The sequence below is a fragment of the Pantoea sp. UBA5035 genome, from assembly GCF_002415245.1.
Taxonomy (GTDB): domain Bacteria; phylum Pseudomonadota; class Gammaproteobacteria; order Enterobacterales; family Enterobacteriaceae; genus Pantoea; species Pantoea septica.
In genome coordinates this window covers 1-15,022 of sequence record NZ_DICD01000017.1, presented here as the reverse complement: position 1 = coordinate 15,022, position 15,022 = coordinate 1, and the positions used below count along the sequence as shown (strand labels likewise).

The 15,022-nt window shown below is 62.2% G+C and carries 12 protein-coding genes and 1 pseudogene; 9 read left to right on the top strand and 4 right to left on the bottom strand.

The window, feature by feature from the left end; translation table 11 throughout:
- Positions 1 to 20 precede the first annotated feature (20 nt).
- Positions 21 to 1,409 (bottom strand): MFS transporter, encoded by a 1,389-nt coding sequence (locus tag B3229_RS13290; protein ID WP_286871416.1) that lies wholly within the window; start codon positions 1,407 to 1,409, stop codon positions 21 to 23.
- Between the two features lie 575 nt (positions 1,410 to 1,984).
- On the opposite strand from B3229_RS13290, the gene B3229_RS13285 reads away from it, so the two are divergent.
- Positions 1,985 to 2,539, top strand: a complete 555-nt coding sequence (locus B3229_RS13285; RefSeq protein WP_286871415.1) for a histidine phosphatase family protein — start codon at positions 1,985 to 1,987, stop codon at positions 2,537 to 2,539.
- On the opposite strand, the gene B3229_RS13280 is transcribed toward B3229_RS13285, so the two are convergent.
- Positions 2,532 to 3,485: a WD40 repeat domain-containing protein gene (locus B3229_RS13280; protein WP_286871413.1), complete on the bottom strand. Its 954-nt coding sequence runs from the start codon at positions 3,483 to 3,485 to the stop codon at positions 2,532 to 2,534. The two genes, B3229_RS13285 and B3229_RS13280, sit on opposite strands and share 8 nt — an antisense overlap.
- Before the next feature lie 429 nt (positions 3,486 to 3,914).
- On the opposite strand from B3229_RS13280, the gene B3229_RS13275 reads away from it, so the two are divergent.
- Positions 3,915 to 4,934, top strand: a complete 1,020-nt coding sequence (locus B3229_RS13275) for a glycosyltransferase family 32 protein (protein WP_048784736.1) — start codon at positions 3,915 to 3,917, stop codon at positions 4,932 to 4,934.
- Here the strand turns inward: B3229_RS13275 and B3229_RS13270 are convergent.
- Entirely contained in the window at positions 4,908 to 5,825 is a 918-nt protein-coding gene (locus B3229_RS13270; protein WP_286871626.1) for a LysR family transcriptional regulator, read from the bottom strand. The two genes, B3229_RS13275 and B3229_RS13270, sit on opposite strands and share 27 nt — an antisense overlap.
- Positions 5,826 to 6,011: 186 nt before the next feature.
- On the opposite strand from B3229_RS13270, the gene B3229_RS13265 reads away from it, so the two are divergent.
- Positions 6,012 to 6,401 carry a tautomerase family protein gene (locus B3229_RS13265; protein WP_286871411.1) on the top strand — a complete coding sequence of 130 codons (390 nt, stop codon included), beginning with the start codon at positions 6,012 to 6,014 and terminating at the stop codon, positions 6,399 to 6,401.
- Between the two features lie 199 nt (positions 6,402 to 6,600).
- Positions 6,601 to 8,892 (top strand): phosphatidylglycerol--membrane-oligosaccharide glycerophosphotransferase, encoded by a 2,292-nt coding sequence (gene opgB / locus B3229_RS13260; protein WP_286871409.1) that lies wholly within the window; start codon positions 6,601 to 6,603, stop codon positions 8,890 to 8,892.
- A gap of 1 nt (position 8,893) precedes the next feature.
- On the opposite strand, the gene B3229_RS13255 is transcribed toward opgB, so the two are convergent.
- A complete protein-coding gene (locus B3229_RS13255) occupies positions 8,894 to 9,607 on the bottom strand; it encodes a GNAT family N-acetyltransferase (RefSeq protein ID WP_048784286.1) in 714 nt (237 codons plus the stop codon).
- 87 nt (positions 9,608 to 9,694) lie between these two features.
- On the opposite strand from B3229_RS13255, the gene B3229_RS13250 reads away from it, so the two are divergent.
- The 5 genes and pseudogenes from B3229_RS13250 to B3229_RS13230 all read left to right on the top strand — a co-directional run.
- Positions 9,695 to 11,155, top strand: a complete 1,461-nt coding sequence (locus tag B3229_RS13250; protein ID WP_286871407.1) for a PLP-dependent aminotransferase family protein — start codon at positions 9,695 to 9,697, stop codon at positions 11,153 to 11,155.
- Between the two features lie 154 nt (positions 11,156 to 11,309).
- A complete protein-coding gene (locus B3229_RS13245) occupies positions 11,310 to 12,092 on the top strand; it encodes an IclR family transcriptional regulator (protein WP_286871404.1) in 783 nt (260 codons plus the stop codon).
- A gap of 13 nt (positions 12,093 to 12,105) precedes the next feature.
- Entirely contained in the window at positions 12,106 to 13,308 is a 1,203-nt protein-coding gene (gene rhmD, locus B3229_RS13240) for an L-rhamnonate dehydratase (protein ID WP_286871402.1), read from the top strand.
- 44 nt (positions 13,309 to 13,352) lie between these two features.
- Positions 13,353 to 14,642 (top strand): annotated as a pseudogene (locus tag B3229_RS13235) (MFS transporter).
- A gap of 13 nt (positions 14,643 to 14,655) precedes the next feature.
- Positions 14,656 to 15,022: aldolase/citrate lyase family protein (locus B3229_RS13230; protein WP_286871400.1), on the top strand; the 367-nt coding region annotated here is incomplete at its 3' end.

The window sequence follows — 15,022 nt, the reverse complement described above, 5'->3', positions numbered from 1 at the left end:
GTGCGGGAAGCGACGCCGCACTAGATGGCGTCTTCCGGCAGATTGAGATCGCGCCCTCGCGTCTCTGGCGCGACAAAGGTCGTGAAGAAACCGATAGCCGCCATGGCGGAGAAGTAGACCGCTATCGGCCACCAGTGACCGCTCCAGGAAAGCATCGCCGCCGCCAGCAGCGGCGCGGTGCCGCCCGACAGAATCGAGCCCAGCTCTTTGGCTACCGCCATTTTAGTGTAGCGATGTTTGACGCCGAACAGCTCTACGCCCCACGCGGCCTGTACCCCGTAGATGCCGAGCGACGCCAGCGCCATACCGACCACAATTACCGGGATCACGATGGCTGGTTCGCGGCTGTCGAGCAGATAAAAGGCAGGCCAGGCGTAGAACATCAGCAGCAGGCAAAAGCCGCGATAGGTGATGCGGCGGCCGAAGCGATCCGAGAGCCAGCCCGCCAGCGGGATCACCGCAAAGCCCAGCACCGAGGCGATAAAGACCGCCGTGGTCGGCACGGATTTATCGACCATCAGCACCTTCGCCACATAGCCGACCATAAAGCCCTGCGCCAGATAGGAAGGGCCGTTTTCGCCGATACGCAGACCGACCAGCGTCCAGAAAGCGCGCGTGCGCGTCCAGAATCCGCGCGTGTCCGCCACCGGCTGTGCGTCGCGCGTCGCGGCGCGTTCCGCTTCCAGCTCCTGCTTTCTGCGCTCGAACACCGGGGTTTCGCGCAGATGGCGACGGATCCAGAGCGCCGCCAGGGCGATTAGCACGCTGCTGAGGAAAGGAATGCGCCATCCCCAGGCCAGCAGGCTCTCTTGATCCATCTGCACCACCGCCAGCCACACCAGCGCGGCGAGCAGCGTGCCGCTGTTGGAGCCTAAAGCAATCACCGACGAGACCAGCCCACGTCGCTCGACCGGCGCATATTCGCCCAGCATCACAGTGCCGCCGGAGAGCTCCGCGCCGGCGCCCAGCCCCTGGGTAAACCGCAGCAGCACCAGGCAGGCGGGCGCCCAGACGCCGATAGCGGCGTAGCTGGGGATCAGGCCGATCAAGGTAGTGGAAGCGCCCATCAGAATAATGGTGATGACCATGACCGTTTTTCGCCCTTTGCGATCGCCGATCCAGCCGAACAGCACCGCGCCGATAGGACGCGCGATAAACCCGACCGACCAGGTGGCGAAGCTGGAGAGCAGCGCCATCGCAGGCGTCGCCTGAGGGAAGAAAACATCGCCGAAGATAATGCCCGCCGCCAGGCCATAGAGCGCGAAATCCGCATACTCCATCGCCGTGCCGAGCCAGCAGGATAAGGTGGCGCGCCAGAAATCTTTGCGCCCGGAAGAGGTGGTCAGCCGCTCATCGGCGGCGGAGTGCAAACGCGTGGAATCGCGCTCAACGGAGTGTTGTGCCGTCATACCATTTCCCTGTTTCAGTGATCGTGAACGCCCTTCCGTGGGACGGTTCTTTGATAGCAATCAGAACTCCCCGGGTGGCGATGTACTGGTTGGCTAACCCTTATTGCGGTCAGTAAAGGATTCCCTGGTGTTGGAATCTCTGACTTTGCCTGCTCTGCCGATGTTAAGCACCGGTCGTTTAAAGCAGGCAAAGGACTAAACCTACTGGGCCTTTCTCGCATCGTCCGCCGCGAGTAATCACTGAGGGCCAGTTTATCTACGCGCGTAGATAAATCAAGTAAATTTAGCCATAACTGTCAAAAATCATACAGCCCCGCAAGGACATAAAACAATTTTATCTATATAAAACAATAAATTAATATAAATTAACTGCGCAGAATTCAATCAGTGTCATTTGGCACTTAACATTTTCCCTTAATAATACCTGGCCGCAACCTGTTAAAGCGCAGCGCACAGAGTTATCGCCTGGCAACATGACGGAAGGATGACAGCCTCGGCGGTTTCGTCAGGTTAAGTCAGGTTTTAACATTGCGCCGCTTTGCATTAGGCTTAGAGCAGAACGAAGCAGGAGTCCTATGACCATTATCTTGATGCGACACGGCAAACCCGACCATCGCGCCGCCGGTCGGCTGAGCGCCCAGGGGCTGGCCGACTGGTGCGAGGCGTATGATATGGCGCCGGTGTGCGACATGCCGCCCGATCGCAGCCTGACCATCGCGCGTCAGGCATCGGTGATCGTCTGCAGCCCGCTGCCGCGCGCCCGCTCTTCGCTGACGCGTCTCGGCCTGCAGCCGATCCACGTCGATGCGCTGTTCAGCGAAATCTCGGTTCCGCTGATCGCCTCGCGCCGCCTTGAAATGCCGGCTGCGCTCTGGCTGGCGCTGCTGCGCATGCTGTGGCTGTGCGGCTATGCAGGCGAAAGCGAGTCGCTGCTGCGGGCGCGCGAACGCGCCGCGCGCGCCGCCGATCGACTCATTACGCTGTCGGAGCAGGGCACGGTGCTGCTGCTCGGCCATGGCCTGATGAATAAAATGATCGCGCGCGAACTGCGCAAGCGCGGCTGGCAGGCGGAAAAACACGCCAGCAGCCGCCACTGGAGCTCCGCGATCTATCACCGCCCTTTTATCTGACCAGATCGAAAAAGCTCAGCACCTCGCAGCCGGTGCCGACGCGCGGCGTGGCGATAACGCGGTTCTGCGCCAGATCGACCACGCTTAAGGTGCCGTCGCCTTCATTGGCGATCAGCAACTGCTGGTTATCGGGGCTAAAACAGCCATCCATGGGTTTGTTGCCTACCGGAATATCGCCCAGCGGATTAAGCAGATCGTCGAACAGCGTGATGATCGGCTCCTGATCGCCTATCGCCACCAGCCGTTCGCCGTTCGCGCTGAATCGCACGACCTGACAGGGTTGCTGATGTCCCGGCAGCGCCAGCCGCTGGCGCACGCGGTGGCTCTGGCGGTCGATAACGTAGAGATAAGGCGCATCCGCCGCGCTGGCCACCAGATAGGGGTGCTTCGGCGATGCCGCGATGCCGGCGATAGGGCCAGGCAGCAGTATTGTATCGATCACCCGCCCTTCCGCTTCGCACAGATCCACCACGGTAATGCTGGCGTCCTCTTCATTTTCGGTAAACAGCTTGCGGCCGCTGGGCGAAAGCGTCAGGCGGTGAGCGTTATGCGAAGGAACGGGAATAGTTTTTTCCACGCGGTCGGTCGCCGGATCGATCACCGCCACCGCCGCGCTGCTTTCGCAGCAGAGATAAACCTTGCCGTCGCGTCCCAGCTGACCGCTGTGCGGCGCGCGCAGCGGCGAAAGATCGATAAAGCGGCTGATTTCGCGCTTCGCCAGATCGATTACCGCCACCTTGTGGCCCGGATGCGGATTGTCGCCGTGGACGCCGTCGCCGTAGATCGGCACATAGGCTTTTTGCCACGCTGGCAGCATCAGCAGCTCATGCGGACGCGGCGGAAAAGCGTTGAGCTCGCGCTCGACGGCAAAGGTCTCGGAATTGAGAAACAGCACGCGATTGCCCTGCTTATCGACCGCCAGTAATCCGCGGGTGGGTTCAGACATAGCGACTCCTTTTCTCAGTAAGCCTTCCTTAAGCGTAGACAACTGCGGTTATGCCACCATCCCCGGATCAATACATCAGCACGGTTAAACAAGCGCCATCACCACCACGCGCGATGAAACAAGCAGTCATCCCCTGTTATTTCTACAGAGGAGAGAGAAAAACCAGGATTATCTTTAGCCGCGGCGATAAATAAAGAGAGGGATCGTCTTATTTAAATATAAGGCAGACGATAAGGTGATAATCAACAATATCGCCCGCCGCTTTCCGGATTATCTGAAATTCAGCAAAAGTCGTAGCGCGCATATAAATAATGCTTTATTAAACTGATGAAGAGATTTTATACACAGTCGTGAGGAGATGAATGCGCGCGCTGCGCTACGCCTCACCGGGGAAACCTCCGCCGCAATAATCACAATAACAGGTGCCTCATGAATCCATACCGTCAACATCCTGCACACTCTCTCTGGCGCAGCTGGAAACGCGTCTCTTTCAGCAGTCAAATGCTGTGGCAGAAAAAAAAGCACAGCGCCCTCTCCGCGCCGGAATATGATGCCAGCCAGGAGGAGAATCTGGTGATCCTCTCCGCCGAAAAAGCGCCTGCGGCGATACCGAAAACCATCTGGATGGTCTGGCTCGACGACCCGCTGCCGCCGTCGCTGCGCCTGAATATCAATCAGCTGCGTCAGGATAATCCCGACCATACGCTGCATCTGGTGACGCAGAGCACGCTGGCGCAGTGGCTGCCGGAGATGGCGTTTATCTCCGCCGATCTGACGTCTGCGCACAAAAGCGAAATTATCCGGCTGGAGCTGCTGCACCGCTTCGGCGGCATCGGCATCGACTGCGGCACGCTGTTATTTGAGAAGCTCGACTGGGTGCACCAGGTTCAGCAGGATAAGCCGATGGACGTTATTGGCTATTATCGCGAGAACAGCACGCTTAATTTCCTGTCGCCGGTTATCGAAGGCTGGTTTATTGCCGCCGCGCCGGGCAACGCCTTTATTCGCGAATGGCTGAAGCAGCTGGCGCCGGTTAAAAATCTCGGCGTGCAGAACTATATTAACGATTTGAAGAAGCGCGACGACTATCCGCTTATCGTGCAGAAAATTCACCACCCGGCGCAGGCGGTGCTGTCGCTGGCGCAGCAGGTGGCGGTAAAAGAGTATCGCCGCGTCAATTTCCACTTGCGCAAAGCAGAGGCCAACGCCTGGTTTTATCAGCAGCTGCACGCCGGCAACAGCGACGCGTTCGCCTGTTCGGTGCTGTTTCGTCAGCGGCCGCAAACCCCGCCGCCCATTATCCGCCTGAGCGGCGACGAGCGGCTGCACCTCGACTTTAACCTGCGTATCGGCCTCTATAACCGCGCCAGCCTGCTGGGCGAAATGATGCAGACGCCGACGCGCCCGACGCTGGCGCTGCCGTCAGGCGTCGACAAAGCGCGCGCGTAGCCAGTGCGTAAAGGTCGTGACCGCGCGCGGCACCTGCGCGGCGTACGGCCTGACGATCCAGAGCGTCTCCGCAAAGGCCTCCACGGCTCGCCAGCGCGGCAGCACCTGCCGCAGCGCGCCGCGGGCGAGCGCCTCGCGGGCGCTGAAGTCCGGCAGCATGGCGATGCCCAGCCCCTGTAGCGCCGCATCGCGTATCGACTCGCTGTTGTTGGTGGCGAAACTGCCCTGCACGCTCACCTGCACCCGTTCCTGCGCCGCGTCGACAAAGGTCCAGCGCGGGGTTTCCACGCCGCGCGGATAGTATAAGCAGTTGTGCTGCGCCAGCTGATGCGGCGTCTGCGGCGCGCCGTGCGCCGCCAGATAGTCCGGCGAAGCCACCAGCAGCGTGCGCGTTTCGCACAGCGGCAGCGCGACGTGGGTCTCCGGCAGCGCGCTGCTGTGGCGAATCGCCAGATCGAACCCTTCGCTGCTGAGCGAGACGAGGCGATCCGTCACGTCGAGCTGCAGCCGGATATGCGGCCAGTCGCGCAGGAAATCCCCAACGATCGGCACCAGCTGCTGGCGCGCGAACGCCACCGGCGCGGTGACTCTCACCAGCCCGCGCACCGGTCCGGCGGCGTCGCGCACGCCGAAGAAACTCTGCTCGATTCGCGCAAAAGGGTCGCGCAGCTCCTCCACCAGCTTTTCGCCCGCCGCCGTCAGCCGGACGCTGCGGGTAGTGCGCTGCACCAGCGCCGTGCCCGCCGCCTGCTCCAGCTCTTTAATTTTCTGACTCATCGCCGCTTTGCTCACCTCGAGCCGCTCCGCCGCACGGGTAAAGCTGCCCTGCTCCGCCAGCACCAGCAGCCAGTGCAGATGGGTCCAGAGCGCGTCCGTTTTTATCTCTTTCATCATGAATTGTTCACTATATTGAATAATCAATTCAGCAGAGGCGCTTTTTCTTTCCCGCTTAAAAGGTCAGGATAACCGTCATAGCAGTGCGCTGACAGCGCCAGTATGCGGGCCATCTTATCCGCATCAGTTCCCTGTCAGCCAACGTACAGCATACCTAAATGACGCCCTCAACAGGAGAAACAGATGCCGCTACTGCAATTCGACGTGATCCAGGGACGTTCCGAATCTGAACTGCGCACGCTGCTGGACGCGGCGCACCGCGCGGTGCTGACCGCCTTTCAGGTGCCGGAACGCGACCGCTATCAGATTGTTCACGAAAACAAGGCTTACCAGATGGTTTTCCAGGATACCGGCCTCGGCTTTAGCCGCAGCGATAACCTGGTGATGGTGCGCGTCTATACCAGCCCGCGCAGCGCCGAACAGAAACAGCGCTTTATGGCGGAGCTGGCGCGCGAGCTGCGCGAAAGCTGCGGCGTGCAGGGGCAGGATCTGATGATCAGCTTTATTACCAACGACAAAGGCGACTGGAGCTTTGCCGAGGGCGAAGCGCAATACCTTACCGGTCGGCTTTGATTTCCCCCCGTTTTTCTCCGCTATCAGCGACGGCCAGCGCGGCCGTCGCCTGCTTTTCTCTCTGAAAGATTACCCACTGCACAATTCGGACGGCATATGTTGCAGCGCTATGACAGCCATTATAGATTGACGCCAGTCTGTCTATGCTCATCGCGGGCTGCGCAGGAAGCGCTCATTCACTTCAAGAGAGGATTTGACGTTGTCCGAATGTGTTTCAGTGGCGCTGTTCCTGGCGGCCATTGCCGTTTACTCGTGGAAAGCCGGTCGCCATAAGCTCTGGTTTTCCTTTGTGCTGCTTCTGCTGGTGCTGTTCGTCCTGCTCAACGCCACGCTCTTCGCCAGCAACTACTTCACCGGCGACGGCATCAACGACGCGGTGCTCTATACCCTGACCAACAGCCTTACCGGCGCGGGCGTCAGTAAATATGTGGTGCCCGCCATCGGGCTGCTGCTGCTGCTCTTTTTGCTGATCTGCCTGCTGAGCTGGCTGCTACGCCGCCACGAGCGACCGCACCATCTCGGCTGGAGTCTGCTGGCGGTGGCCTGCGCCGCCGGCTCGGTACAGACCACGCCCGCGTTTCGTCAGGTCGCCAGCCTGGTCGCCTCGCACACCCGGCTGGCGGACTCCGACTTCGACAGCTACTACAAGGTGCCGCAGAAGGTCATCAACAACCCGCAGCTCAATCTGGTCTATATCTACGGCGAAAGCCTGGAGCGCACCTACTTCGACGAGCAGGTTTTCCCCGGTCTGACGCCGGAATTGAGCCAGCAAAAGGCGCAGAGCCTGGATTTCAGCGACACCGTGCAGCTGCCCGGCACCGACTACACCATTGCGGGCATGGTCGCCTCGCAGTGCGGCATTCCGCTGTTCGCGCCCTTCGACGGCAACGCCTCCGCCGCGCTCTCCAGCTTTTACCCGCAAAACGTCTGCCTCGGCGATATTCTGAAAAATTCCGGCTATGAGAACTGGTTTATTCAGGGCGCGGATCTGCGCTTTGCCGGTAAAGATATCTTTTTGAAATCGCACGGTTTCGATGCCGCTAATATGGTGGGCTCACAGGAGCTGAAAGATCGCGTCGCCGATCCCGCCTACCGTAACAACTGGGGCTACTACGATGATACGGTGATGGATGAGGTGTTCGAGAAGTATGAGGCGCTGTCGCGCCAGCAGAAACGCTTCGCCCTGTTCGCGCTGACCGTGGATACGCACCATCCCGACGGCTTCGTGTCGCGCAGCTGCCAGCGCAAAAGCTACAGCTACGAGGGCAAGCCCAACCAGTCGTTCAGCGCGGTGGCCTGTTCGCAGGAGCATGTGGCGCGGCTGATCGCCCGCATCAAGGCGTCCCCTTACTTTAAAAACACCGTGATCGTGGTGACCTCGGATCATCTGGCGATGAACAACACCGCCCATCAGTATTTGATCAAGCAGCCGCGCCGCGATCTCTTTATGGTGATCCGCGGCGATCGGCCGCAGGCCGAGGTGATCGATCGGCCGCGCAGCACGCTGGATAACGGCGCGACAGTGCTTGATATCCTTGGCGGCGATAAGGCGATCGGTCTCGGCCGCAGCAGCCTCGCGGGCGCGACGCTGGCGGGCCAGCTTACCGATTTTCAGAGCCATATCAGCCGCTGGAAGGCAGATATCATTCAGCTGTGGAACTTCCCGAAAAAGCTCGATCGTTTCGTTATCGATACGGCGAAAAACAGCTTCAGCTTTTCCGGCGCGACGTTCCGGCTGCCGATCCTGTTCCGCGTCGCCGAGAACCACGTCGAGCCGCTGCCGGAAGGGGAATATGCCGCGCCGCTGCGCTATCAGCTGGCGGACTTCACCGCCAGCGAGAAGTTTGTCTGGGTCGATCGCTGCTTCCGTATGGCGCGGCTGTGGAAGCCTGAGCTGGCGCTCTCCACCGACTTCTGCGTGGCGATGGGGCAGCTTGGCGGCCAGCCGAACGTCATGCGCATCGACAAAGCGCAGTGGAAAGGCCAGGCGCAGTTTCCACAGACGGCGCTAAGCACGGCGAACTACCAGCGTAATGAGTCGCTGCTGCGCGTTGAAGATAACGATATTCGCTACGACGCCGACCGCTTTCTGTTCGCGGTGCCGGGCGCGCCGGCCAGCGTGAAGCGGTTCAGCGGCATCTCGCGCTGGGAAAACTGGGGCCGCTGGTCCAACGCCAACCTGGCGCCGGAGGTTAAGATTGAATATGTCGATCCGCTGCCCGCGCGCTTTGACCTGGTGATCACCGCGCGCGCCTTTGGCCCCAACGCGCACCGCCCGATTCCGGTGCGCGTCGGCGATCGCGAGCAGCTGCTGACGCTGGGCGAGGATCTCTCCACCACGACACTGCACTTCACCAATCCGGCAGGCGAGCATACGCTGACCATCGCGCCGCCGGAGCCGCAGCAGAGCAATGTGGGCAATATTACCGGCCAGGATCCGCGTCGGCTGGGCATCGGCATGGTGGATATCCGCATCGTGCCGCAGAGCTAGCTCAGGGGCGCTGGCGCAGCGCCTCCAGCGTTTCGCGCTGCTGCCCGTCGGCCCCGAAATTATCCGCCGCCAGCCAGCGCGTGAAGCCCTGCTTCACCTGCGGCCATTCGCTGTCGATGATGGAGAACCAGTGGGTATCGCGCGTGCGACCGCGATAGACGATCGCCTGACGGAACGCCCCCTCATACTGAAAACCGAGCCGGGCGGCGGCGCGGCGCGAAGGCGCGTTCAGGCTGTCGCATTTCCACTCGTAGCGGCGGTAGCCGAGCTGTTCGAAGGCGTAGCGCATCAGCAGAAAGTGCGCCTCGGTCGCCTGGCGCGTGCGCTTCAGCAGCGGCGAAAAGGCGACGTGCCCGACTTCGATTACGCCGTGCTCCGGCGCGATGCGCATCAGCGCCAGCGTGCCTACCGCCCGCCCGCTCTCAAGATCGATCACCGCGAAGTGCAGCGGATCGCGGCTGCTTTCCATCTGCTGCGCATAGCGGAGCCATTCCGCCTCGTCGGCAAAGGGACCGGCGAACAGATAGGTCCAGTCGCGGCCATCCTGCGCCTGTTCATAGGCGGCGCGCAGCGCGTCGCCGTGCTGCGCCACGCTTAACGGCTCAAGACGACAGTAGCGGCCCTCCAGCGTTTCGCGCTGCGGCAGCGGACGCGGCTGCCAGTCCGTTAACGGCTGGCCGACCGGCTGGCCATATTCATTGGTGGTGTGCGACATAGCATCTCCTTGTTGTGGTCACCTGAGCGTGCCGCTTTTCTGGTAGGCTAAAAAGCTCCACAGCCTAAAAGAATGATGGATCCACGCATGCCCGACGCCCGTTCGACCTCGCCCGTCCAGCTGCTCTCCGCCCCGCTCGCGCTGCGCGGCGGCGAAACCCTGCAGCAGCAACTCTGCCAGCGCGTAAAGCGCGCTATTCTCGCGGGCCAGCTTCCGGCGGGCACGCGCCTGCCCGCGACGCGCCAGCTGGCGCAGGATCTACAGGTGTCGCGCAATACGGTGATTAACGCCTGGACGCAGCTGCAGGCGGAAGGCTACCTGATTAGCGATCGCCAGGGCAGCCGCGTCAGCCCGATTGCGCTGCCCGCGCAGGCCGCTGTCGACGTCGGCAGTCAGGCGCCGGTGGCCGAGCGCGTGGCGATGCTGCGCTCCGGCCATCGCTACAGCAGCGAAGAGATGCCGCTGCGCGCCGGGGTGCCCGCGCTGACGCACTTTCCCTTCGCCGCGTGGCGACGCGCCCTTAACCGCGTGCTGAACGACACGCCGCAGCGGCTGCTGGGCTATGGCGATCCGCTGGGCGAGATGGCGCTGCGCGAAGCGCTGGCGCAGCATCTCAGCCTGACGCGCGGCGTGCGCTGCCGGCCGCAGCAGATCGTGATCACCGAGGGGGCGCAGCAGGCGCTGTCGCTCTGCGTCACCCTGCTCAGCAACCCTGGCGATACCGGCTGGGTAGAAGATCCCGGCTATCGCGGCGCGAAAGCGGCCATGCTCGCCGGCAACCTGCGCGTGCAGGCGGTGACGGTGGACGAGCAAGGCTTAGCGCCCGACGATCGGCTGTGGCAGAGCGCTCCGCCGCGCCTGGTCTTTTGCTCGCCGACCCACCAGTACCCGACCGGCGCGGTAATGAGCGCGGCACGCAGGCTGGCGCTGCTCGCCCAGGCGCAGGCGCATCAGGCGTGGATCATCGAGGATGACTACGACGGCGATTTTCGCTACGTCGGCGAGCCGATCGGCGCGATGCAGGGCATGACGCCCGGCGCGCCGGTTATCTATATCGGATCGTTCAGCAAGACGCTGTTTCCGGCGCTACGGCTGGGTTTTATGGTACTGCCTGCGACGCTGGCGACGCCGCTGCGCCCGGCGCTGCACGAGCTGCTGCGCGGCGGCAATCGCCTTGAGCAGCAGGCGCTGGCCGCCTTTATCGCCAGCGGCGACTTCACGCGGCATCTCAGCAAGATGCGTCGGCTTTACCGGCAGCGGCAGCAGACGCTGCGGCAGGCGCTGCAGGAGACGCTGGGCGAGCAGGTTCCGCTGCTGGGCGGCGAGTGCGGCATGCATCTGGTGCTGCGGCTGGCGGACGAGATCGACGACGTCGCGCTGGCGGCGCAGCTGTGGCAGGCGGGCTACGCGCCCGCCGCGCTCTCCAGCTACTGCGCGGAGGAGACGCCGCTGCGCGGACTGGTGCTGGGCTACGGCAACACCAGCGCCGCGCAGCTTAAGGCGGGCGTGCGACAGATTGGTCGGCTGCTGGCGCGGGCGTCGCGCTGAGTCCAGCCCGCTGTACTGCCAGCGCGGCGCATCTCACACTCTGCGCGTCGCGCGTGCAACCACCCTGTCCTGACCTGGCTTCTTTGAAGCTGCTCACGTTTCCCGATCGCTGATTTACCAACACTGCCTCCAGATAATCAGACTGGAGTCCAGCATGCTGGAAATAACACCTGTACCCGCACTGACGCGCGGCATCGCTATCCTGAACTTTATCGCCCAGCACGGCCCGTGCAGCGCAGCCGAGATTATCGACGGCCTGAATCTGCCAAAGAGCAGCGCCTATCTGCTGCTGGCCGAGCTGAAGAAGCAGCGCCTGATCACCGTCGATCGCAACGATCACTACCGCCTGTGGACACGGCTGGTGGAGTTTGCCGGGCATGCGCTGGAGAAGATGGATATCCGAGAAATCGCTCGTCCGCGCCTGACGCGGCTGATGCAGGAGAGCAATCTGCTCTGTCACCTCGGCATCATCGACGGCGGACATGCCTGCTACATCCTGAAGCTCGAGTCCCCCGCCACTATCAGCGTGCGCTCCCATGAGGGCAAAAGCCTGTCGCTGCACCGCTCCGGTATCGGTAAATGCCTGCTCGCCTGGCAGCCCGCCGAAGAGCAGGCGCACATCATTAGCCAGCTGCGCTTTGTCGCCGTCACGCCGACCTCGATTCGCAGCGCAGAAGCGTTGCTCGCCGAGCTGGCGCATATCCGGCGTCAGGGCTGGAGCTTCGATAACGGGGAAGATTATCCCGACGTGCGCTGCGTCGCGGCGCCGATTTTCGATGCCCGCCGTCAGTTAGTCGCCGCGATCTCGCTGGTCGGCACGCGACTGCAAATCGACGACGACAACCGCGACTATCTCGCAGGCCGGGCGCTGGCCTGCGCACGCGATATCTCTTACGCCCTGGGCTGGCGCAGCCCGGCGGAATCTTTCGCTTCTTAATCTGGAGAATGCTATGACCTTGCCAAAAATCAAAACCGTCCGCGCCTGGTTTACCGGTGGCGCCACCGCAGAGAAAGCGGCTGCGGGCGCCGACTATCACGATCAGGCTGGCGGCCACTGGATCGACGATCATATCGCTACGCCAATGAGCAAATACAAAGCCTATGAGCAGTCGCGCCAGTCGTTCGGCATCAACGTGCTCGGCACGCTGGTGGTAGAGGTCGAGGCGGACAATGGCCAGACCGGCTTCGCTATCTCTACCGGCGGCGAGATGGGCTGCTTTATTGTGGAAAAACATCTGAACCGCTTTATCGAGGGGCGCTGCGTCAGCGATATCAAACTGATTCATGACCAGATGATGAACGCGACGATGTTCTATTCCGGCTCCGGCGGCGTGGTGATGAACACCCTTTCCTGCGTCGATCTGGCGCTGTGGGATCTCTTCGGCAAGGTGACGCAACTTCCGGTCTATCAGCTGCTGGGCGGCGCAGTACGTGATGAGCTGCAGTTCTATGCGACAGGCGCGCGTCCCGATCTGGCGCAGGAGATGGGCTTTATCGGCGGCAAGATGGCGGTGCAGTGGGGGCCGCACGACGGCGACGAAGGCATTCGCAAAGAGGCGGCGCGTATCGCCCACTATCGCGAAGCCTGCGGCCCCGACTTCTGGTTAATGCTCGACTGCTGGATGAGCCAGGATGTTAACTTCGCGACCAAACTGGCGCACGCCTGCGCGCCTTACAACCTTAAGTGGCTGGAAGAGTGTTTGCCGCCGCAGCAGTATGAAGGCTATGCGCAGCTGAAACGCCAGGCGCCGCCAGGCATGCTGATCACCAGCGGCGAGCATCACGGCACGCTGAGCTCGTTCCGCACCCTGGCCGATACCGGCATCGACATCCTGCAGCCGGACGTCGGCTGGTGCGGCGGACTCACCACGCTGGTGGAAGTGGCGGCGCTGGCGAAATCGCGCGGCCAGCTGGTGGTGCCGCACGGCTCGTCGGTCTATTCGCATCACGCGGTGATCACTTTTACCAACAGCCCGTTCAGCGAGTTTCTGATGACCAGCCCGGACTGCAGCACGCTGCGCCCGCAGTTCGATCCGCTGCTGATCGACGAACCGGTGCCGACGCGCGGCCGTCTGCACAAGTCGGCGCTCGACAAGCCCGGCTTCGGCGTCGAGCTCAATCGCGACGGCCTGAAACGTCCCTATACCCACTAAGTGCGCAGGCTGCGCGGCAGCCTGACCCTGCTACGAGGATCGCGATGATGAACAGCCTTGTGCAACAGGCGGTGCGGAAAAACCGCGCCCGGTTAATTCCTTTTATGCTGATGCTTTACGTGCTGGCGTTTCTGGACCGCGCCAATATCGGCTTCGCCAAAGAGGCGTACCAGCTCGATACGGGACTGAGCAACGAGGCTTATGCGCTGGGCGCAGGCATCTTCTTTGTGGTCTATGCGCTGTTCGGCGTGCCCGCCAACCTGTTGATGCGCCGCTTCGGCGCGCGCAGCTGGATTGGCGGCACTACGCTGCTCTGGGGCGTGCTCTCCGCGGCGATGGCGCTGGCCGACAGCGAAGCGAAATTCCTGCTGGTGCGTACCCTGCTTGGCGCGGCCGAAGCGGGCTTTTTCCCCGGCATGATCTATCTCACCTCGCAGTGGTTTCCGCAGCAGCAGCGCGCCAGCGTAATGGGCCTGTTTTATATGGGCGCGCCGCTGGCGCTGACCTTCGGCTCGCCGCTTTCCGGCGCGCTGCTGGAGATGCACGGTTTTCTCGGCCATCCGGGCTGGTTCTGGATGTTTATGATCGAGGGGCTGATGGCGGTCGCCGCCGGGCTGTTTACCTTCGCCTGACTCGACAACAGCCCGGCACAGGCGCGTTTCCTGAGCCCTGAAGAGAAAACGGCGCTCCAGCAGCAGCTGGAGAGCGAGGAGCGGCAAAAGCCCACTGCGCGGCTGCGCGACGCCCTGCGCCAGGGGCGCGTCTGGCATCTGGCGCTGATCTACATGACCATTCAAATTGCGGTCTATGGCCTGATCTTCTTTTTACCCTCGCAGGTCGCTGCGCTGCTGGGTACCAAAGTGGGCTTTATCGCCTCCGTGGTGGCCGCTATCCCGTGGGTCGCAGCGCTGTTCGGCACCTGGCTGATCCCGCGCTACGCCGATCGCAGCGGCGAGCGTCGTCTTATCGCGGCGGTGACGCTGTTGGCCGCCGCCACAGGTATCGGCGTTTCCGGGCTGGTTTCGCCGGTGCTGGCTATCGTAGCGCTGAGCGTGGCTGCTGTTGGTTTTATTGCCGTACAGCCGGTCTTCTGGACCATGCCGACGCAGCTGCTTTCCGGCAGCGCGCTGGCGGCAGGCATCGGTTTCGTCAATCTGTTCGGCGCGGCAGGCGGCTTTCTCGCGCCGCTGATCCGCGTCAATGCCGAATCGCTGTTCAACAGCGGCAGCGCCGGTCTGCTGGTGCTCGCCGCTATCGCTGCCGCAGGCGCGCTGATGATTTTCGCCCTGAACCCCGACTCTCGCGTTGCGCTGGCATCGCAGGCTAAACATTAACTCTGGAGGCACCATGCAGGATCCCTTACATAATCCGTTTAAAGCCGGTCTGGCACGCGGCGAAACCCAGCTTGGACTCTGGTTAAGCAGCACCTCCTCCTATCTGGCAGAGATCGCCGCCACCAGCGGCTATGACTGGCTGCTGATCGACGGCGAGCATGCGCCAAATACGCTTCAGGATCTCTATCATCAGTTACAGGCAATCGCGCCCTACCGCAGCCAGCCAGTGATCCGGCCGGTGGAATTTCAGCAGGCGTTGATTAAACAGGTGCTGGATATCGGCGCGCGTACGCTGCTGGTGCCGATGATCGATACTGCCGAGCAGGCGCGCGCGCTGGTCGCGGCGACGCGCTATCCGCCAGCCGGCACGCGCGTCGTCG

Coding starts and splice junctions, on each gene's coding strand:
- B3229_RS13270 (WP_286871626.1), bottom strand. CDS start 5,825: ATGAAAGAGATAAAAACGGACGCGCTCTGGACCCATCTGCACTGGCTG.
- B3229_RS13275 (WP_048784736.1), top strand. CDS start 3,915: ATGAATCCATACCGTCAACATCCTGCACACTCTCTCTGGCGCAGCTGG.
- B3229_RS13290 (WP_286871416.1), bottom strand. CDS start 1,409: ATGACGGCACAACACTCCGTTGAGCGCGATTCCACGCGTTTGCACTCC.
- rhmD (WP_286871402.1), top strand. CDS start 12,106: ATGACCTTGCCAAAAATCAAAACCGTCCGCGCCTGGTTTACCGGTGGC.
- B3229_RS13255 (WP_048784286.1), bottom strand. CDS start 9,607: ATGTCGCACACCACCAATGAATATGGCCAGCCGGTCGGCCAGCCGTTA.
- B3229_RS13250 (WP_286871407.1), top strand. CDS start 9,695: ATGCCCGACGCCCGTTCGACCTCGCCCGTCCAGCTGCTCTCCGCCCCG.
- B3229_RS13285 (WP_286871415.1), top strand. CDS start 1,985: ATGACCATTATCTTGATGCGACACGGCAAACCCGACCATCGCGCCGCC.
- B3229_RS13265 (WP_286871411.1), top strand. CDS start 6,012: ATGCCGCTACTGCAATTCGACGTGATCCAGGGACGTTCCGAATCTGAA.
- B3229_RS13245 (WP_286871404.1), top strand. CDS start 11,310: ATGCTGGAAATAACACCTGTACCCGCACTGACGCGCGGCATCGCTATC.
- B3229_RS13280 (WP_286871413.1), bottom strand. CDS start 3,485: ATGTCTGAACCCACCCGCGGATTACTGGCGGTCGATAAGCAGGGCAAT.